Genomic DNA, 20,962 nt, shown 5'->3' with positions numbered 1-20,962 from the left:
AATTCGACACTTTTGGTCGAAAAAACCCAAAACTAAAAAAACAAAAAATCCAAAAAGTTAATATAATTCTGACTTGTTGCTTTTGCAACGGTCTTAAATAGTTATGTTTCACTTTACTTAGGTAAAGACATAGCAGTCCCTTTACTGGGGCCTTGTAGGGACTTGGTTCGCTCCCAGCGCTTTCAGTCCGGTACGAGGTCGCTACGAGCTCCGAATGAGGTGCGTATCAGGTACGCAACAGGTAAAACGAAAACTAAAAGAAAATATAAGCCAAAAAGAGACCGTCATCATGATTCATGAGACGGTCTCTTAACGTATGTTGTTGTTAGTTAGTTTTTAACAAATTCAGTGTTTGCGTTTAGTGTAATTTCATCGCTCAACATGGCTGATGGGTATTTTCCTCCAAAAGCAAAATCAGATCTTTTGATCGTTCCTGAAACTTTGAAACCAGCAGTTGGTTTTTTCGACATCGGATTAACGGTGATACCTTTTAAAACAGCATCTAAAGTCACCGGTTTTGTAACACCATGGAAAGTAAGATTCCCTGCTACTTTATATTTATTCCCTACTACTTTTTTGAAAGAAGTACTTTTGAAAGTTAATTTTGGAAATTTTGCTGCATCAAAAAATTCAACACCTCTTAAGTGTGCATCTCTTTTTTCATTTTCTGTATTTACAGAGTTTACATCAGCACTTAAAGTAACAACAGCATCAGAAAAATCAGCTTTTGATGCTGTAATTTTAGATTCCACATTTTTGAATGAACCTTCAATATCAGTGATCATTAAGTGTGTGATCACAAATCCTAGTTTAGAATGTGAACTATCAACTTCCCAAGTTGAATCTGCAACTGGTTTGAAAGCGAAAAGGGCAGTACTAATAACGACCGCAAATAAAATTACTTTTTTCATGTTTTAATTATTTTTCACAAAAAGAGTTAAAATAAAATATAATGAAGTTAACATAGGATAAGAAAACAAAAAAAAACCATTCCTTTTATGAAATCGATACCAATGAGCTTTTTTTTCGGGAAGGGATAGCACAAAGAAAAATACTGCTAAGTTATTTTTAAAGAAATACCCAGAATGGCTTAAGCGGAACGGAGCGTAAGCAATAATAAGTCAACTTTTCCGGTAACGATTGCGCAAATAATTACCAACTAAAGTGGCTAATTGTTTTTAATAATATGTAGAATTGCTTTTGACCAAATGTAAATTAGAGGTTTAAATGATCTTATCAAAAGGAAACTTAGAAAATATAAAGACAGGTAAAGTTGTAATTCCCCAAAAGGCAATGTTTAACCTTCCAGAAAAGGTTTTGCAATTTGGAACAGGAGTGTTACTTCGTGGTCTCCCAGACTTTTTTATCGATAAAGCTAATAAGAATGGGGTCTTTAATGGTCGTATTGTTGTTGTTAAATCAACAAGTAATGGTGGGACAACAGATTTTGAGCGCCAGGATAATTTGTACACCCTCTGTGTGAGAGGTATAGCTAATGGGGAAGCGGTTGAAGAAAACGTTATTTGTTCTGCTATCAGCAGGGTTATTGCTGCAGAAAGTAATTGGAAATCCATTCTTGAATTTGCACAAAATCCAGATTTAAAAATCATTATTTCGAATACAACAGAAGTTGGAATTGTTTTGGTGAAGGAGCTGATCACTCAAAATCCTCCAGTTTCTTTTCCTGCAAAACTTCTGGCTGTACTGTTTGAAAGATATCAGAAATTTGAAAATAGTGTTGAGGGTAACTTAGTTGTTATTCCAACAGAACTTTTACCTGACAATGGTAAAAAGTTGGAAGCTATTATTCGGGAATTAGCTGTTTTTAATGATTTGGAAGCGGGTTTTATGACCTGGTTGAACAAAAATGTTGAGTTTTGTAATTCTTTAGTAGACAGGATTGTACCTGGAAAACCTGATCAGGCAACATTGGATGCTTTAGAAAAGGAATTGGGCTACCAGGATAACCTGCTTTCTATGGTTGAGCCATATGCTTTATGGGCAATAGAAGGAGGTGAAAATGTAGCTTCACTATTGTCTTTTAATCAGACGGATACTGGCGTTGTTATTACAAATGATATTGAGCGCTTTAGAGAATTGAAAGTAAGGTTGCTAAATGGCACACATACTTTAAGTTGTGGTATTGCAGTGCTTTCAGGAATAGGTACGGTTAAAAATGGAATGGCAGATGAGAAACTACAGGCTTATATCAAAGCGTTAATGCTTCAGGAAATAGGGCCAGCTATTCCTTATGCAATAGAAAAGACCGAAAAGCTTGCCTTCACAGCTACTGTTTTAGATCGCTTTGCCAATCCGTACATTGAACATCAATGGATAAATATTACGGTTCAATACACGATGAAAATGAAGCTTAGGATTCTGCCGGTGCTGATCAATTATTATAAAATAAACCGTACTGTGCCAAAGTACATTGCATTTGGTTTTGCTGCATACCTACTTTTTATGAACTCTGAGGAGAAAAACGGAAAGTATTATGGCCATTTCAATGAACAACAATATTTGATTAACGATGATAGCGCAGCTTATTTTAATGAAAAGCTCCACGCATCGGTAACTGAGAAAGATTATTTAACCCAGGTATTTGAGGATGTTGAGTTTTGGGGGCTGGATTTCAAAAGCCTTCCAGGGTTTACCGTAGCAGTAGCTGACTATTATGATAAAATTAAACAAACCGAAATTAAAGAAGCCTTTTCTTCTTTTTTAGTGTAAATTGATCCATTAATGATGAAATTCAACGTATTAAAGGTTCATCCTGGCGACAATGTCATAGTTGCATTGAGTGATCTATCCAAGGGAGAGGTGGTTTCTTATGAGAATGAAACGTATACGTTACAAGATCATATAGCAGCTAAACATAAGTTTACAATAGTGGATTTGCAAGCTGGGGATAGAATCATCATGTATGGGGTATTAGTTGGAAAAGCCTTGGCAACTATAGCTGCAGGATCATTGCTGACCACAAAAAATATTATACATGCATCGACAGATTTCGACCTTAGTGATGAAAAAATTGGTTGGAATGCGCCTGATGTAGTTGCATGGAAAAACATCACTTTTAATGGTTTTCACCGAGCCGATGGTCAGGTAGGTACAGCGAATTATTGGTTGGTTATTCCAATGGTATTCTGTGAAAATAGGAATGTTGCTGTCATTCAGGAGGCTTTATTAAATAACCTTGGATATGGAAGGAATGAAACTTACCAGTCGCAGGCGAGGGAATTAATCTCCCTTTATGAAAAAGGCGCAGGAGTAGACCAGATCTTAAATGCACATACAACACATGCAGAAACCAGGGAAAAGCAACACCGATTATTTCCGAATGTAGATGGTATAAAATTCTTAACCCATACAGGTGGATGTGGCGGCACCCGTCAGGATTCAGAAACATTGTGTGGCTTAATATCGGGCTATATCACACATCCAAATGTTGCAGGTGCAACAATTTTAAGTCTAGGCTGTCAGAATGCACAGCTTAGCATTTTAACAGAAGAAATTAACAAGAGAGATCCATCATTTAATAAGCCTTTATATGTACTGGATCAACAAAATATAGGAACGGAAGCTGAAATACTTTCACTAGCTATAAAACAAACTTTTGCCGGCTTGATACAAGCAAATGCACTTGTTAGAAAGCCTGCTCCATTAAGTAAGCTGATTATTGGCTTAGAATGTGGTGGCTCAGATGGGTTTTCCGGTATTTCTGCCAATCCGGCAATTGGCTACACTTCAGATTTATTGGTTGCTTTAGGGGGATCAGTTATTCTTGCAGAATTTCCAGAATTATGTGGTGTAGAACAAAACCTGACCAACCGCTGTGTAAATAAGTATGATGCAGAGCGCTTTGTAGCTTTAATGAAGACTTATAGTAAGAGGGCAACTGCTTCAGGATCAGGGTTTGATATGAACCCTTCACCAGGAAATATCAAAGATGGCTTGATCACTGATGCGATAAAATCTGCCGGGGCGGCAAAAAAAGGCGGTACGTCACCAGTTGTGGCGGTTTTAGATTATCCCGAAAAAGTAAGCAAACCTGGATTGAACCTTTTATGTACGCCAGGAAATGATGTAGAATCTACAACTGCGGAAGTTGGTTCTGGGGCAAATGTTGTTTTATTTACTACCGGATTGGGAACGCCAACAGGAAATCCTATTGCACCAGTTATCAAGATTTCAAGTAATACGATTCTCTTCAATAAAATGAACGACATCATCGATATTGATACCGGTTCTATTATTGATAAAACGGAAACAATACAAGAAGCTGGAGCAAGAATATTAAATTACGTAATTGAAGTGGCTAGTGGCAATATTCAAGTTAAAGCCGTGAAACATATTCAAGATGATTTTATCCCCTGGAAAAGAGGGGTATCATTATAATTATTAATAAAAACAGACACAAATGAATGATATGAAAGTATTACATGCGGTACATCCGGATGATTTTAAAGCTTATAATACAGAGAAAATCAGGACGCAATTTTTATTAACTGATTTAAAAGAAATAGATAAAGCTAATTTTGCTTATACGCATTACGACAGAATGATTATCGGTCTTGTTCATCCGGTATTCGCTACTGTTAACTTAGCGAATTTCTCTAACCTTCGCTCAGATTTTTTTCTGGAAAGAAGAGAACTTGGGATCATTAATGTTGGTGGATCAGGTATTATAGAGGCAGACGGCGCATCGTATACTGTAAATAAATTAGATGCGCTATACATAGGTAAGGGTGTTAAAGAAGTTAATTTTAAAAGTTTAGATAGCGCTCAGCCTGCGGTTTTTTACCTTTTATCTACTCCTGCTCATACTACTCACCCGGTAACCTTATTGGAACGTAAAGATGCAATTTCTTCGGTGATGGGTAGTTTAGAGACTGCTAACGAACGAAGAATTATTAAATATATTCATAAAGAAGGCATACAAAGTTGTCAGCTTGTAATGGGATTAACTATTTTGGCTAATGGCAGTGTTTGGAATACCATGCCAGCACATACGCACGACAGAAGAATGGAAGCTTATTTCTATTTTGATGTAGAAGAGAACCAACGGGTATTCCATTTTATGGGAGAGCCACAGGAAACAAGGCATATATTAATGGGTAACCACGATGCCGTAGTTTCTCCACCGTGGAGCATTCACTCTGGTAGTGGAACTAAAAATTACAGTTTTATTTGGGGTATGGGGGGTGAAAACCTTGATTATGCAGATATGGACGCTGTTTTAATTCAAGATATACGATAATGGAAAATTTATTCTCATTGAAAGATAAGGTTATTATTGTAACCGGTGGCACAGGTATTTTAGGTGGTGCTTTTGTGAATGCTATTGTTGAAGCTGGAGCAACAGTAGGTATTCTGGGCAGAAATAGTAAGATAGCTAACGAACGTGCCGACGCCATTAATCAGTCGGGGGGTAAGGCTATAGCCTTAGTTGCCGATGTAATGGATGAAAATCAACTCATTGCTTGTCGTACTCAAATTCTTGAAAAGTTTGGCAGAATTGACGGTTTGGTCAATGCGGCAGGAGGTAACCAGCCTGAAGGCGTTATCAATCCTCAGGAAGATATTTTTAAAATGAACCTGGAAGGAATGAAAAAAGTAATGGACCTGAATTTATGGGGTACTATTATTCCTACACAGGTTTTTGGCGGAGCTATCGCTGCTACTGGTAAGGGTAGTATAGTGAATATTTCTTCCATGAATTCAAAAAGAGCAATTACTAAAGTTTTAGGATATAATATGGGTAAAGCAGGTGTTGATTATTATAATCAATGGTTTGCTGTAGAATTGGCCAATCGTTATGGTGATAAAATCAGAATGAATGCGATTGCTCCGGGATTCTTTCTTACCGAACAAAATCGCAATTTGTTAACGCTACCTGATGGAGGTTATACTGAAAGAGGAGGCCTGGTGATCAGACAGACACCATTTAAGCGTTTTGGCGATCCTGATGAATTAAAGGGTGCTTTGGTATGGCTCTTAAGTGATGCTTCAAAGTTTGTAACTGGTGCAATGATTTGTGTGGATGGCGGTTTCTCCGTTTTTGGAGGTGTTTAATCAAATAAAACAATAATACGTGAAAAAATTCATAGACGAAAATTTCTTATTGACAAATAAAACAGCGGAAATCCTTTATCATCAATATGCCAAAGATATGCCAGTGATCGACTACCACTGTCATTTGTCGCCTGATCAAATTGCCGCAGACCTTAACTTTGAAAACCTTACACAGGTTTGGTTGTATGGCGACCATTATAAATGGCGTGCGATGCGTGCTAACGGAATTCCTGAAGAATATATTACTGGAAATAAGAGTGATTGGGAGAAGTTTGAGAAATGGGCTGAAACTGTGCCCTATACTTTACGTAATCCATTGTATCATTGGACACATCTTGAATTACAGCGATATTTTGATGTCTATGATATCTTGTCTCCGGCAACCGCCAGAAAAATTTATGATGAATGTACGGCAAAACTTCAAACTCCTGAATATTCGGTTCGAAATTTATTACGTAAAATGAAAGTTGAAGTTGTGGCAACCACAGATGACCCTCTGGATAATTTGGCACATCATCAACAAATAAAAAAAGAGGGTTTTGAAGTTAAAGTTCTACCCGCTTTCAGACCTGACAAAGCCATGCAGGCTGATGATTTGCCGGCACTTGTTGCTTATATCACTAAGCTTGAAGAAGTTTCTGGCATTGCTATTACCGACTTTGACTCGTATTTGAATGCTATGAAAAGCAGACACGATTATTTTGCTGCAAATGGTTGTGTAATTTCAGATCATGGGCTGGAACAGATGTATGCTGAAAATTATACGGATGAAGAGGTTGCTTTGATTTTTGATAACATTATTACTGCAAAGACGCTGAGTGAAGTAGAAGTTTTACAGTTTAAATCTGCAATGCTTTATCATTTTTCGGTTTGGGATCATGAAAAAAATTGGGTACAGCAATACCATTTGGGAGCTTTAAGAAATAATAATTCTCGATTACTGGAAAGTCTTGGTCCGGATACAGGATGGGATTCTATGGGTGATTTTCAGCAAGGACCAATGTTGTCGAAGTTTTTTAATAGACTAGATAGCAGTAATCAGCTTACAAAGACTATTTTGTATAATCTAAATCCTGCAGATAATGAATTGATGGCCACAATGATTGGCAATTTCAATGATGGTTCTATTGCAGGTAAGATGCAATATGGCTCGGCCTGGTGGTTCATGGATCAAAAAGAAGGAATGATCCGTCAGATGAATGCACTTTCAAATATGGGGCTTTTAAGCAAGTTTGTAGGTATGTTAACCGACTCGAGAAGTTTCCTTTCTTTCCCGCGTCATGAATATTTCAGAAGGCTACTTTGTAATTTGCTGGGAGAAGATGTTGAAAATGGAGAGTTACCTGACGACACCGAGTGGTTAGGGCAGGTAGTGAAAGATATTTGTTATTTTAATGCAAAGGAATATTTTAAATTTTAAGATGGGGAAAGTATTAAACTTTGGGGAGTTACTGCTCAGGATTTGTCCAGATCCGGCTGGTGACTGGTTAAAAGAAAATAGTTTACCTTTTTTTGTTGGTGGGGCAGAGCTAAATGTTGCTACCGCATTGTCATTATGGGGAATTCCATCTGCTTATATGACTTCATTGCCGAAGAATTTATTAACAGATCAGGTGGTTGCTTATGTAAATGATTTGGGAATTGATACTTCCTCCATTCAATACCAGGGTGATAGGATTGGGTTATATTATTTACACAAAGGCAAAGACCTTAAAAATGCCGGGGTAATATATGATAGAGCAAATTCATCATTTGCAACTTTAAAAAAAGGGGTAATTGATTGGGATAAAGCTTTTAAGGATGTTTCCTGGTTCCATTTTAGTGCGATATGCCCGGCTTTAAGCCAGGCGACAGCTGAACTTTGTGAAGAGGCTTTAAAAGAAGCTTCTTCCAGAAATATTACAATTTCTATTGATTTAAATTATCGCGAAAAATTATGGAAATACGGTAAGGAGCCAATAGAGATCATGCCAGAACTTGTTAAATATTGCGATGTGGTAATGGGGAATGTTTGGGCTGCAGAAAAAATGTTGGGGATTCCAGTTGCTGAGAATTTATCGGTGAAAGCTGACAAATCAGCCTATTTAGAACAGGCAGAACAAAGCTCAAAAATGATCAAAGAAAAGTTCATAAAATGTAAAGCAGTAGCCAATACATTCCGTTTTGATCATCTGCAGGGAGTTAAATATTATTCAACCTTATTTACAGCAAATAAATTGTTTGTCTCTAAACAATATTATGCTCCTAAAATTCTTGATAAAGTAGGAAGTGGTGATTGCTACATGGCCGGATTAATTTATGGCTTTTCTTTAAAAAAGGAACCGGAAGAAGTGGTTGATTTTGCTACTGCAGCAGGATTTTCAAAACTATTTATTGCCAGTGATGCTACAACATTAAAACCAGAAGAGATTAAAGAGAGGGTAGAAAAATATGAAAACTAAAGAAAGTTCTTTAAAAGCAATAACGGATCAAGGTTTATTGCCCTTGTTCTTTTATGAAGATGCCACGGTAAGTCTTGATATTATCAGAACTTTATATAAATCTGGTATTCGGGTATTAGAGTATACCAACCGAGGCAAAGAGGCACTGGAAAATTTCAGGTTCCTGATTAAGGAAGTAGAAGCTGAAATGAAAGATCTTCATTTGGGAATCGGAACGATAAAAAACACCAGCGAAGTAAAGAATTTTTTAGCTGCCGGGGCGCATTTTATAGTTTGTCCGGTAGTGGATCCTGAAGTTGGTAAAATGACTCATGATGCTGGTTTGTTATGGATTCCCGGTTGTTTTACACCAACGGAGATTAATATTGCACACCAACATAAGGCGGGGTTGATTAAACTTTTTCCAGCAAATATACTGGGGCCATCTTATTTAACAGCTATTAAGGATTTATTTCCCGGGCAGTTGTTTATTCCAACAGGAGGTGTTGAAATAGAAGAGCAGAATATGACTAAATGGTTTAAATCTGGCGTATGTGCTGTAGGTATGGGGAGTAAACTTATTAGCAAAGATATTATGGAAACAAAAAATTATGAAGAATTGGCTTCCCTCACCAAAAAGACCATAGATATGGTGAGGATTACAAGATAACGATCTTAAATCAACTGACTAACCAAAAATAAATTATCAATGAACGAGACCAAAATAACCAAATACCGCTGGACGATCTGTGCCCTGTTGTTTTTTGCCACTACTGTAAATTATCTTGACCGGCAAGTCCTAAGCCTGTTACATACTCAATTAGAAGCGGAGTTTAATTGGACTAACTCGGATTATGCAAATATTACTGCTGCTTTTCAGTTTGTATATGCATTATCTATGCTCTTTGCTGGCCGGATTGTAGATAAGATGGGTACAAAATGGGGCTACGCAGTGGCCATTATTATATGGTCTTTAGGCGCTATTTTGCACGCTAAAGCAATTCCTCTTGGCCATGGTATGGTATCTTTATTAGGTATTGTAGGCATAACAGGCGTATCTTTTTCAGTGTTAGGCTTTATATTATCTAGGGCTGTATTAGCCATTGGAGAAGCAGGAAACTTTCCTGCAGCAATTAAAGCGACTGCAGAATATTTCCCGAAAAAAGAGCGTTCACTGGCAACGGGAATATTCAATTCTGGGGCTAATGTTGGTGCTGTATTAGCCCCATTAACCGTTCCCTGGATCGCTTTTCATTACGGATGGGAGTCTTCATTTGTCATTATTGGTGCCGTAGGTTTTTTATGGCTTATTTTATGGTTTATTTTCTATGAAATACCTGCCAAACAAAAACGCTTGTCGGCAGCAGAATTAGCCTATATTACAAATGACCCTGATGAAGTGAACAATGTTCCTTCCAATCCACATGCTAAGACAGAAAAAGTGTCGTGGGCAAAGCTTTTTAAATATAGACAAACCTGGGCATTTACCTTTGGGAAATTTATGACCGATGGGGTGTGGTGGTTCTTCTTGTTTTGGCTACCTTCTTATTTACATGTCCAATATGGATTGGACAATACCGAGATTATGCTTCCATTGGCTGTATTATACAGCATGACAATGATAGGAAGTGTTGGGGGTGGTTGGTTTCCGATGTATTTTATGAATAAAGGCTATACGGCCTACGATGGAAGAATGAAAGCGATGTTAATTATTGCACTTTTCCCACTAGTAGTATTACTTGCACAACCTCTAGGACATCTTACGGTTTGGATTCCTGTTGTTTTAATTGGAATCGGTGCTTCAGCACACCAGGCCTGGTCGGCTAATATATTTACCACTGTTTCAGATATGTTTCCTCAGAAAGCTATTGGTTCTGTAATTGGTATTGGTGGTATGGCTGGTGGCTTAGGTGGTGTGGTTATTTCAAAGCTAGGTGGTGCTCTTTTTGATCATTACAAGGCTTTAGGGCATATTCAAACTGGCTATACTATTATGTTTGCTATTTGTGCTGTAGCTTATTTATTAGCCTGGATGGTGATGAAGACATTAGTCCCTAATTATAAGCCAATTACAAATTTGTAAGTACTAAAAAGCAAGTTCTGCAACAGCAACTTGTTATTTTAAATAATTTAAGGAGGTCAATTATAAAAGCTAAGGAATTAATTTTATAATTGGCCTTTCTTTTTTTACTGTTTTATGTAGATGATCGCTTTAATAAATTTTAGGTAGTATTCCCTTTCCTTTAATTTTTTATAGGCTGCACGCTCAAAATTCACAGACGTGTCAATAAGTTCAGTAGCTTCAACGTTTGCGATTTTATTAAAAAATAGATACATCAATTTTAAAAAAATGCCTTTCCACTTTTTATCGGTTTGATGTTGGTAGGAGAAATCAGAATATAACCATAATCCTCCAGGCCTTAAAAGGTCGTTTAATTTACGAAAAACAAAATCCACCCTATCTTTAGCGAAATTATCAAAAAAGAAAGCTGTATGGATAACATCGTATTTTTGGTTAGTTACAAATGTTTCTAAAGCACCATTAATAAATTCTATTTTATTATGCCTGATGTTCCTTCTTTTTGCCAAATTGATCATTTCAGTAGAGATTTCTATATAGGTGATAGATAAGTTTTTTGGTTGAAGTTTGGAAAGTTCTTCTAAAATCCAACCACTTCCACCTCCTGCAATTAATAGCTTACTATATGGAGGTATATCCGAAAGCTGTATAGTTTGGGCCTTTACTTGAGTGTTTAAAAAAACGATACGACTCAAAAAATCGTAGTACCTGGCAATTTTATCATAGTTATTGAGCATATATTATTGTCACTTAATGAGGATGAAGTAAGGCTCCGGCAATACCACAGAGGGCTTTCACCAAAATTAGACCGTCAATTATAATAAGATAAAATAATATTTTTTTTCTTTTATTCAAGGAATAAGCTACAATAAGCGTTAGCACAAAAGGAATAAAATTAAAAATAATCGTTAGGGTTTTAAAATGTGCTAAGGTTGTGAAAATTAATAAGGAGCTCATGCCTATACCCAACAAAGGAATGAGCACTTTAAAAATTGTTTTTCTTAAACCCATTCTTACAACAATAGTTTTCAATTCTTTATTAGCATCAATGGCGTAATCTTTCATGTCGAACATAATTGCGTTCACTGTACAGAACATCCAGTTTTTAACAAATAGCCAAATCCATAGGGCACTTCCTGAAACATTTATTCCGGTTTCAATTTTGAGTACAATAAGTGGTAAGATGTTAGCGGTACAAGCCCAAACAAAACCAATAATAAAAGGCTTGAGCCATCCAGTATTTCTAAGATTTAGGTTGAAAAAATAAGATGGAAGGAGTCCGTAATAAAGAAGGGCAGCTAAAAGGAGAAGAAATACAGCAATCCAATAAGGAAAAGGCAAGTGGAGAATGGAGGAAACATTGTTTAGTATGATGTATAAAAAAGTAGTTAGGCTAATAACAGTTAATACTCTCTGGCTTTTTTTGATAAATTCCGCCTTTTCAATATACCATAGTGTTCTGGGATTATTTGTTTTGGTAAGCTTATTTACGCCCATATAGGCATAAGTATAATAGACAATGGGCGAAAGGCCAATTAAAATATAGTATGATAAGGAATTAAAAGGCAAGTTAAGTTGAACCGTAGATTCTATAGTTAAGGCGATTGCTATTAAACCGATGAAGTAATTCCCAAAAAATATAAATTTTATTAGCCTTAATCCCATCAGTAAGGTTTGTAATAAACTGTTGGAACAAACCTACGATTATAATGTGGTATGGAATGCTAAAGTGTTTTGTAAGTTATTTTAAAAATAGTTTTAATATTAGCTTCATGTAAGGTGATTTGGCTCGGGAAGGAATCTGAGTTGTACTCATAGGTGCAGTTAAAGTCTTGATTAGCAAATGTTCCTGTCTTAGTAATTAGGTTATTAACCAAAGAGTTGAACAGTTTATGGTTAAATTCTAAAGAAATCAAGCGTGCATTGTCTACATTTTTAAATAAACCATTTTTCCCATCATAAGTAAAAACACTTTTCTCCTCCTGTCCAGTATTTATAATGATGCTAATTATATTGGAAGCAGCATCAAAATTCAGAGACTTTGAACCTAATAATTGTTTTTGAGAAGAATAGAATTTGATGATGGAGAGCTGGTTTAAATTGTTGTACTCAAGGGTATAGTATCCTGTTGGGGTAAATTGTATACCCTTGTTTTTAAATTGATTTACATTGTTTATTCTTTGATTGACATCCCTCCAATAATCTATAAAATAAATAAGTTGATTGTTCTCATATATTTCATAACCGCTGATGAGTTTGTTATTGTCATAATTTATAATTCCTTTTCTTCCTTTGCTATTTTCCTCAATGGAAGTAATTAAAGCAGTATTTCCTAGGTATTTTAAGGTAATAGTTTCGTTTACGGATTCGATTTTTATCGGCACCAACTTAGCGTTTGAAAGGGGTGGAGTTGGTGTGGAAGAGGGAGGCGTTACCGGTTCAGTAATTACTGGTGGAACTGGTGCTACAATCGGTTCAGATTTGCTGCAACCTGATGCCATGGTTACAAGCATAAAAAATAACGCCATATTTCTAAGTTTGATTATCATAATTAGTGCTTTTTATATCCCTAAAGTTGTGTTTAATATATTTTATTAAAAATATTATTTATTAAATGGTTAGCTATGTGTACTTTTTGTGAATTAAGCCAAGGTTTGTTAATAGTTGTATTTTCATTACTATATTTATGTTTTTAACGGTAATGACTACCTAAACCCCATCATTTAATGGATTTCTTATTAAAAAAAAATGCTTACGTTTTCAAAGCGCTATTTGTTCTTTATTTAAGTTCTATACTGATAAATGTATCGGCAGCAAAAGTAGATACTGTAAATACTTTCAGTAAAGCAATGAATAAAAATATCAAAGCCGTAGTGATTTTGCCCGATAATTATGGTAAACAGGAACGGTTTTCCACAGTCTATTTATTACACGGTTATGGTGGTGATTATGCTGATTTCATTCAAAAAATACCAGCTATTAAAGACTTTGCAGATCTATATCATTTAATCATTGTTTGTGCAGATGGTAGTTCAAGTTGGTATTTGGATAGTCCGGAAGATGCTAAATGGAAATACGAAACTTACGTTGCAAAGGAATTAGTGAATTGGATGGACCAGCATTACAGAACTATTGCTAATAACAATAATAGGGCAATTACGGGTTTGAGTATGGGTGGACATGGGGCGCTCTCCATTGCCATAAAGCACCAGGATGTTTTCTGCGCTGCGGGAAGCATGAGCGGGGGATTAGACCTGCGTCCATTTCCTGCAAACTGGGAAATTTCCAAAAGATTAGGCCCTATGGAAAAATTCCCTGAAAGGTGGAAAGATAATAGTGTAATAGAATTAACACCACTGCTTTCAACCCATCAATTAGCCTTAATTATTGATTGCGGAAAAGATGATTTCTTTTACCAGGTTAATAAAGCGTTTCATGAGAAGCTACTTTATAATAATATTCCCCATGACTTTATAGTTAGGCCAGGTGCACATAATTGGAGCTATTGGTCTAATGCTATTGCTTATCAATTGCTTTTTTTTAATAGTTTTTTCAACGCTAAAAGTATTTAACCTATTGATATACAGTTGTTAGTAGTTTTATTAAAAATAAATAGCTATACAAAGACTATATATCCTATATACTTTATATATTTGTAAGGATGAACAACATAAACCCGATTAGAAATTATATGATGCCTCTTTGCTGTAAAAGCGATGCTTAGACTGTTATGGGGTAAATATTTATAAAACTTCTTCAGTCTTAAAAACGAAGAGGTTTTTTTTTAATCAAAAAAATAAGTAAAATGCAAAGTTTTAGAACCGAACTTGAAAATCCAATAGTAGAACAAGACATCATAGATCTTGAAAAGAAAATCCGTCTTTTCAGAGAAGGTGAAATCCATGATGAAAAGTTTAGAAGCCTGCGACTTGCACGTGGCATCTATGGTCAGCGACAACCTGGTGTACAGATGATTCGTATTAAATTGCCATTTGGAAAGGTGACTTTCCGACAGCTTTTGAGGATAACAGATGTGGCAGATGAATATGGCAGTGGAAATTTGCACTTAACTACTCGTCAGGATATACAGATCCATTATGTAAACCTGGATCGCACACCCGAATTATGGGATCAACTGGAACGGGAGGATGTTACGATTCGGGAAGCCTGTGGCAATACCGTTAGAAATGTATCCTCATCTCCTGATGCAGGAATAAATCCAGATGAGCTATTTGATGTTTCTCCATATGCACATGCTGTTTTTGCTTATTTCTTACGCAACCCAATTTGTCAGGAAATGGGAAGAAAAATTAAGTTTTCATTTTCTGCTACCGATAAGGATACGGCGTTCAGTTATATTCATGATTTAGGCTTTATTCCTAAAATAAACGAACAAGGAGAACGCGGATTTAAAGTGATGTTTGCAGGTGGCTTAGGAGCTCAGCCTTTTCTTGCACAGGCAGTACATGAATTTCTCCCAGAAGATCAGCTTATACCATACTCAGAGTCAGTTTTGAGGGTGTTTGATCGTCATGGTGAAAGAAGCAATAGAAATAAAGCACGCTTAAAATATTTGGTTCAAAAACTTGGATTAGAAGAAGTTCTGAGATTGGTAGAAGAAGAGCGTGTCGCTAATAAATCTAAAAGTTTTATTATTGACAGAGATGCAGTTCCTTTGCCACTTCCACCAGCATTATTATCTTATGAAGAAACTGGGTTAGAAGAAACTTTAGGTTTTCAGCATTGGTTGGCAACTAACGTTTTTGAGCAAAAACAAAAGGGTTTTTATGGGGTGTACCTTAAAGTTACTGTAGGAGATATCAGGACTTTCAAATCCAGGGATTTGGTGGAAGCCATACATCTTTATGCTGCTGATGAAATTCGTGTTACACAAAACCAGGGTTTACTGTTGAAGTTTGTTAGAAAAGAGGCTTTGCCTTCCTTATATAAAAACTTATTATCCATTGGCTTCGCTGCAACTGGATTTGATAGTTTGGCCGATGTAACCACCTGTCCTGGAACAGATACTTGTAACCTTGGGATTTCTAACAGCATGTCTCTGGCAGCAAAACTGGAAGAAGTTGTTTATGAAGAATACCCTAATTTAATTTTCAATAAAGATATTAAAATTAAGATAAGCGGCTGTATGAATTCATGCGGGCAGCATGGTTTGGCGCATATCGGTTTCCATGGAAGTTCAGTAAAAGCCAATGGTAAAGTTGTACCGGCGGTACAGGTTTTATTAGGTGGTGGTACGGTTGGTGATGGACTGGGCAGGGTTGCAGAAAAGGTGATAAAAATACCCTCAAAACGTGCATCAGGAGTTTTAAGGGCGATTTTAAATGATTATAACGTAAATGCTCTGCCAGAAGAAACTTTCCATAGTTATTATGATCGCCATGGTAAAGACTACTTTTATCAGTTGCTAAAGCCATTGGCTGATTTAACTACTCTTAAGGATGAAGAATATATAGACTGGGGTCATGAAGAAACTTTTCAAACCGCTATTGGCGTTGGCGAATGTGCTGGCGTAATCATTGATTTGGTAGCTACGTTGTTATTAGAAGGAGAGGAAAAACTAAATTGGGCTAAAGCTTCTTTTCAAGCTGGAGCCTGGGCAGATTCGATCTACCATTCTTATAGTGTTTTAGTAAATACAGCTAAAGCAATGTTGTTGGATAAGGGCGTAAGCTGTAGTACACAGGCGGGGGTTATTCGTGAATTTGATGCCCAATATGTGGTTTCAGGAGAAGTAGACCTTAAGAGCAGTTTCAATGACCTTGTATTGCAAATCAATAAAAATGAACCTACAGAAAGCTTTGCAGCATCTTATTTAAATACTGCAGAAAACTTCTATAATGATATTAAAACTAAAAGGGAGGCGGCGTTTCAATTATGATACTAACAAACACAAAACTAGGGTTGAAAGAGCCTAAAATAACATTAGTTGGCGCTGGACCTGGTGATCCTGAGCTAATTACGATGAAAGGTGCAAATGCATTAAAATCAGCTGATGTTATTTTATATGACGCCCTTGTGAATGAGGCATTATTGGGATATGCTAATCCCGAGGCTATAAAAATATTCGTAGGAAAAAGATCTGGAGCACATTCTTTTTCCCAGAATATGGTAAACAAGTTAATGGTTGATTACGCTTTGAATTATGGACATGTTGTTCGTTTAAAAGGTGGCGATCCCTTTGTTTTTGGAAGAGGTTATGAAGAACTGGATTTTGCATTAAACTACAACATCCCTACCCAGGTAATACCTGGATTGTCTAGCTCTATTTCTGTTCCTGGTTTGCAACAAATACCTGTTACACACCGTGGAATGAGCGAAAGTTTTTGGGTAGTTACCGGAACAACAGCTTCAGGCGAGATGTCTAACGACTTATATGAAGCAGTAAGAACGAAGGCTACGGTAGTGGTTTTAATGGGGCTTAATAAATTAGCTGAAATTGTGAAATTATTTCAGAATGAGGGGAAAAATAAACTACCTGTGGCGGCAATACAAAGTGGTTCTACAGAAAATGAAAAAATAGCAGTAGGCATAGTAGATACCATTGAAGAATTGGTGGTGGAAAAAGGTTTAAAAGCTCCTGCATTACTCATCTTTGGTGAAGTTGTTTCTCTACACCCGTCCTTCCAGCCGATTAAAAATTTTTATCGGGCTTTACAGGAAGAACAACAATAATATAGCAATTGGAAGGCAACGAATTATTTCCGGTTTTTATAAAGCTAAATACGCTGCATACATTATTGGTGGGTGCAGGGCCTGTTGGTTTAGAAAAGTTAACTGCTTTAATAACTAATAGTCCTAGAGCCAAAATAACTATTGTTGCGTTGAAGGTTTTGCCTGAAGTAAGTGAGTTGGCAAATCGTTCTTTAAATGTCGTGATATACCAAAAGGCATTTCATGAAGAAGACCTAGATGATATTGATCTGGTGTTTGCTGCAACCAATAATGATGAGCTTAATGAACAAATCAGGACGTTTGCTAAAAAGAAAAAATTGTTGGCTAACTTTGCTGATAAACCAGCATTGTGTGATTTCTATTTGGGGTCTATTGTGAAAAAAGGAGATTTAAAAATTGGGATATCAACTAATGGAAAATCGCCTACAATAGCAAAACGGTTAAAAGAAATTTTAAATGAAAGTTTGCCCGAAGAAATAAATACCAGCCTTCAGCAAATGTCTAAACTTAGAAATAGATTGGAAGGAGATTTTACCGATAAGGTTATAAGGCTAAATCAAGTTACCTCTATTCTAGTGGATAATGAGCAGAACCACCCTCTTGCAGAACGTATAGTTGCAAATATTAAGGCTAAAATAACTGTAAAATATGTCATGCTAAGTTTGGGCATCCTCCTTACTCTGGTAAGTTTGTGCTTTATTTTTAGTTTAATTTAAAAATATTTAATCGAATGAATGCGCATTTAACTGAAATTAAAGATAAAATAAAGGATCTGGATACAGTAGAAGTATTGCACTATTTTGCAAATCAACATCCTGGCTTGGTTACTTTCTCCACTAGCTTTGGGTGGGAGGATCAGGTAATAACAGATTTGATTTTTAAAAACAAGATTCCAATTGATGTCTTTACGCTGGAAACAGGAAGATTATTTCCGGAAACCTATTATGTATGGAACCGCACACTTGAAAATTATCAACAACCTATAAGGGCTTATTTTCCTCAAACAGAAGCCTTACAGGAAATGATAAAGCAAAAAGGTCCAAATAGTTTTTATGAATCCGTAGAAAACAGGAAAGAATGCTGTCAGATTAGAAAAATTGAACCTTTAAAACGTGCTTTAAAAGGGAAGAAGATTTGGGTAACCGGTATTCGTGCTGAACAATCTTTAAACCGCAATGACATGACGAATCTTGAATGGGATGAACAAAATCAATTGTTAAAATTTCATCCGTTATTTAATTGGAGTCTAGATCAGGTTAAAGATTATATTAAAGAAAATAATGTAGTATATAACACCCTTCACGATAAAGGTTTTCCAAGCATAGGTTGTTTGCCCTGTACCCGCGCCGTTGCCGGAGGTGAAGATTTCAGAGCAGGAAGATGGTGGTGGGAAGATCAATCAAAGAAGGAATGTGGCTTACACGCCACAAAATAACATTTAAAATATATGAGTAAGGATAATTTAAATTATTTAGATGAGTTAGAAGCGGAGGCCATTCACATTTTACGTGAAGTGGCTGGTCAGTTTGAAAAACCCGCTTTATTATTTTCTGGAGGTAAAGATTCCATTACTCTGGTAAGACTTGCTGAAAAAGCATTTCGGCCAGGGAAATTCCCTTTTCCACTGGTTCACATTGATACAGGGCATAACTTCCAGGAAACCATTGATTTTCGTGACCAGATGGTCGAGCGCCTAGGTGAAAAGTTAATTGTAGGGTATGTACAGGAATCAATAGATCAGGGTAAAGCAATAGAACAGAGGGGAAAAAATGCCAGCCGTAATTCTCTTCAAACTGTAACTTTGTTAGATACAATTGCTCAATATGGCTTTGATGCTTGCATTGGTGGAGCCAGAAGAGATGAGGAAAAAGCACGTGCGAAAGAAAGAATTTTTTCTGTTCGCGATGAATTTGGACAATGGGATCCGAAACGCCAGAGACCCGAACTTTGGAATATTTATAACGGCAGAATCCATAAAGGTGAAAATGTACGTGTATTTCCGATTAGTAACTGGACGGAACTTGATGTCTGGAACTACATTAGACGAGAGAAAATGGCATTACCTTCTATCTATTTTGCACATGAAAGGGATTGCATAACCCGCAATGGACAATTGATGGCTGCATCTCCTTTTCTAAATATGGATGAGGAAGATGTTGTTGAACGGAAAATGGTGCGTTTCCGTACAGTAGGTGATATGAGTTGTACGGCAGCAATTGCTTCTGATGCCATTGAACTTGATGACATCATTGAAGAAATTAGTCAATCAAAAATTAGTGAACGCGGAGCCAGATTGGACGATAAAGTATCGGAAGCAGCAATGGAAGACCGCAAAAAAGGAGGGTATTTTTAATGAATATATTGAAATTTTTTACAGCAGGAAGTGTTGACGATGGAAAAAGCACTTTAATTGGCCGTTTATTATATGATACCGATTCTATACTTTCAGATCAACTGGAAGCTTTACAGCAATCAAACCGTAAAAATGATGATGGTACAATTGACCTGGCTATTTTAACAGATGGATTAAGGGCAGAAAGAGAACAAGGAATTACTATTGATGTAGCTTATAAGTATTTTCAAACGGAAAAACGTAAATTCATTATTGCAGATACACCTGGTCATATTCAATATACCAGAAATATGGTAACTGGCGCATCTACAGCAAATCTGGCAATTATTTTAGTGGACGCAAGAAATGGAGTTGTAGAACAAACGGTGAGGCATTCTTACCTGGTTTCATTGTTAGGCATCACTAACATTGTTGTTTGTTTGAATAAAATGGACATGGTGGAGTATAGTGAAGAAGTCTATAAAACAATTACCGATAAATATGCTGTGCTCGCCAGTCAGCTAAACTTGCAACAGGTAACTTTTATTCCAGTAAGTGCTTTAAAAGGTGATAATATTGTACATGCATCTCAAAATATGGAATGGTATAAAGGCGAAAGTCTGCTCCATTTTCTTGAAACTGTAGAAGTAGATGATGGTGCAAAATCAGAATTTGCGAGAATGCCGGTACAATGGGTTATCAGGCCTCAAACTGATGCTTTGCATGATTATCGTGGTTATGCAGGTAGAATATTAAGTGGTTCTTTTAAGGTCAATGACCATGTAACCGTTTTACCTTCAGGTGCTCATTCAGTAGTTGAAAGAATAGAGCTTTTTGATAAAACCCCAAACGAAGCGCATGCTGGCATGTCTGTCACTATACACCTTAAAGACAATATCGATATCAGCAGAGGGGATATGCTGGTTAATTCAAACCATATTGCCCAGAGCTCTCAATTGATTGAGGCAGATATTTGCTGGATGGATAAGAATCCGCTTGATGAAAACATTACTTATCTTATACAGCATAATAGTAAAGTATCTAAGTGCCGCATTAACGAAATTATTTTTAAAGTTGATATTAACACATTAGAGAAAAAGGATGCCTCTGATTTCTCTTTAAATGAAATTGGCAGGGTTGTAGTAAAAACGGCTGAAGTATTACCTTTTGATTTTTATGCAGAAAATAAAGCTAATGGCTCAGCAATATTGATAGATAGCAGGACTAATTTAACGGTTGCGGCATTGATGTTTAGGGCTGTAGTGGAATAATATTTTAAATTTTTCTACCGGGTAATAATATTATGTAGTGCTCTAATTGCCCGTAAAGCCTTATTATCAAATAGACAAGTATTGCGCTTAT

The 20,962-nt window shown here is 36.4% G+C and carries 19 protein-coding genes; 15 read left to right on the top strand and 4 right to left on the bottom strand.

Translation table 11 applies throughout. From position 1 onward, the window contains the following. Positions 1–329: 329 nt before the first annotated feature. On the bottom strand, positions 330–911 hold the full coding sequence (locus tag AAKU52_RS13915) for a YceI family protein (RefSeq protein WP_354334528.1): 582 nt from the start codon (positions 909–911) through the stop codon (positions 330–332). A 316-nt stretch (positions 912–1,227) separates the two neighbouring features. Here AAKU52_RS13915 and AAKU52_RS13910 point away from each other — a divergent pair, with 316 nt between their 5' ends. The 8 genes from AAKU52_RS13910 to AAKU52_RS13875 are packed head-to-tail and all read left to right on the top strand — an operon-like array spanning position 1,228 to position 10,578. Beyond that, the gene (locus AAKU52_RS13910) at positions 1,228–2,730 is read left to right on the top strand and encodes a tagaturonate reductase (protein WP_354334525.1); all 1,503 of its coding nucleotides are present in this window, start codon (positions 1,228–1,230) and stop codon (positions 2,728–2,730) included. A 15-nt stretch (positions 2,731–2,745) separates the two neighbouring features. After that, on the top strand, positions 2,746–4,398 hold the full coding sequence (locus AAKU52_RS13905; RefSeq protein WP_354334532.1) for a UxaA family hydrolase: 1,653 nt from the start codon (positions 2,746–2,748) through the stop codon (positions 4,396–4,398). A gap of 22 nt (positions 4,399–4,420) precedes the next feature. Beyond that, entirely contained in the window at positions 4,421–5,260 is an 840-nt protein-coding gene (gene kduI, locus AAKU52_RS13900; RefSeq protein WP_354334522.1) for a 5-dehydro-4-deoxy-D-glucuronate isomerase, read from the top strand. Further along, positions 5,260–6,075 (top strand): SDR family oxidoreductase, encoded by an 816-nt coding sequence (locus tag AAKU52_RS13895; protein WP_354334520.1) that lies wholly within the window; start codon positions 5,260–5,262, stop codon positions 6,073–6,075. The genes kduI and AAKU52_RS13895 overlap by 1 nt, the downstream gene beginning before the upstream one ends. A gap of 19 nt (positions 6,076–6,094) precedes the next feature. Then, the gene (gene uxaC / locus AAKU52_RS13890) at positions 6,095–7,495 is read left to right on the top strand and encodes a glucuronate isomerase (RefSeq protein ID WP_354334518.1); all 1,401 of its coding nucleotides are present in this window, start codon (positions 6,095–6,097) and stop codon (positions 7,493–7,495) included. 1 nt (position 7,496) lies between these two features. Further along, positions 7,497–8,516: a PfkB family carbohydrate kinase gene (locus tag AAKU52_RS13885; protein ID WP_354334516.1), complete on the top strand. Its 1,020-nt coding sequence runs from the start codon at positions 7,497–7,499 to the stop codon at positions 8,514–8,516. Then, entirely contained in the window at positions 8,506–9,165 is a 660-nt protein-coding gene (locus tag AAKU52_RS13880) for a bifunctional 4-hydroxy-2-oxoglutarate aldolase/2-dehydro-3-deoxy-phosphogluconate aldolase (RefSeq protein WP_354334514.1), read from the top strand. The genes AAKU52_RS13885 and AAKU52_RS13880 overlap by 11 nt, the downstream gene beginning before the upstream one ends. 39 nt (positions 9,166–9,204) lie before the next feature. After that, a complete protein-coding gene (locus AAKU52_RS13875; protein ID WP_354334512.1) occupies positions 9,205–10,578 on the top strand; it encodes an MFS transporter in 1,374 nt (457 codons plus the stop codon). 104 nt (positions 10,579–10,682) lie between these two features. On the opposite strand, the gene AAKU52_RS13870 is transcribed toward AAKU52_RS13875, so the two are convergent. Genes AAKU52_RS13870 through AAKU52_RS13860 form a run of 3 tightly spaced genes read right to left on the bottom strand, consistent with a single transcriptional unit; the run spans position 10,683 to position 13,124 of the window. After that, positions 10,683–11,312 carry a class I SAM-dependent methyltransferase gene (locus AAKU52_RS13870; protein WP_354334510.1) on the bottom strand — a complete coding sequence of 210 codons (630 nt, stop codon included), beginning with the start codon at positions 11,310–11,312 and terminating at the stop codon, positions 10,683–10,685. A gap of 13 nt (positions 11,313–11,325) precedes the next feature. Then, positions 11,326–12,240: a UbiA prenyltransferase family protein gene (locus tag AAKU52_RS13865; protein WP_354334508.1), complete on the bottom strand. Its 915-nt coding sequence runs from the start codon at positions 12,238–12,240 to the stop codon at positions 11,326–11,328. Between the two features lie 59 nt (positions 12,241–12,299). Further along, positions 12,300–13,124 (bottom strand): hypothetical protein, encoded by an 825-nt coding sequence (locus AAKU52_RS13860; protein WP_354334506.1) that lies wholly within the window; start codon positions 13,122–13,124, stop codon positions 12,300–12,302. A gap of 177 nt (positions 13,125–13,301) precedes the next feature. Between AAKU52_RS13860 and AAKU52_RS13855 the strand changes: the two genes are divergently transcribed. The 7 genes from AAKU52_RS13855 to AAKU52_RS13825 all read left to right on the top strand — a co-directional run bounded on the left by AAKU52_RS13855 (position 13,302) and on the right by AAKU52_RS13825 (position 20,871). After that, the gene (locus AAKU52_RS13855; protein WP_354334504.1) at positions 13,302–14,147 is read left to right on the top strand and encodes an alpha/beta hydrolase; all 846 of its coding nucleotides are present in this window, start codon (positions 13,302–13,304) and stop codon (positions 14,145–14,147) included. 233 nt (positions 14,148–14,380) lie between these two features. Beyond that, entirely contained in the window at positions 14,381–16,474 is a 2,094-nt protein-coding gene (locus AAKU52_RS13850; RefSeq protein WP_354334502.1) for a ferredoxin-like domain-containing protein, read from the top strand. Next, complete coding sequence (cobA, locus tag AAKU52_RS13845) at positions 16,471–17,268, top strand: uroporphyrinogen-III C-methyltransferase (protein WP_354334500.1); 798 nt, start codon at positions 16,471–16,473, stop codon at positions 17,266–17,268. Before AAKU52_RS13850 ends, cobA begins: the two co-directional genes overlap by 4 nt. Before the next feature lie 8 nt (positions 17,269–17,276). Then, positions 17,277–17,984, top strand: coding sequence for a precorrin-2 dehydrogenase/sirohydrochlorin ferrochelatase family protein (locus AAKU52_RS13840; RefSeq protein WP_354334498.1), 708 nt, complete (start codon positions 17,277–17,279; stop codon positions 17,982–17,984). A gap of 14 nt (positions 17,985–17,998) precedes the next feature. Next, positions 17,999–18,703 (top strand): phosphoadenylyl-sulfate reductase, encoded by a 705-nt coding sequence (locus tag AAKU52_RS13835; protein WP_354334496.1) that lies wholly within the window; start codon positions 17,999–18,001, stop codon positions 18,701–18,703. A 12-nt stretch (positions 18,704–18,715) separates the two neighbouring features. Further along, positions 18,716–19,621, top strand: coding sequence for a sulfate adenylyltransferase subunit CysD (cysD, locus tag AAKU52_RS13830; protein ID WP_354334494.1), 906 nt, complete (start codon positions 18,716–18,718; stop codon positions 19,619–19,621). Further along, the gene (locus AAKU52_RS13825) at positions 19,621–20,871 is read left to right on the top strand and encodes a sulfate adenylyltransferase subunit 1 (protein ID WP_354334492.1); all 1,251 of its coding nucleotides are present in this window, start codon (positions 19,621–19,623) and stop codon (positions 20,869–20,871) included. The genes cysD and AAKU52_RS13825 overlap by 1 nt, the downstream gene beginning before the upstream one ends. Positions 20,872–20,962 lie beyond the last annotated feature (91 nt).

The organism is Pedobacter sp. CG_S7 (assembly GCF_040544395.1).
Taxonomy (GTDB): domain Bacteria; phylum Bacteroidota; class Bacteroidia; order Sphingobacteriales; family Sphingobacteriaceae; genus Pedobacter.
This window is presented reverse-complemented; position numbering and strand designations above follow the sequence as displayed.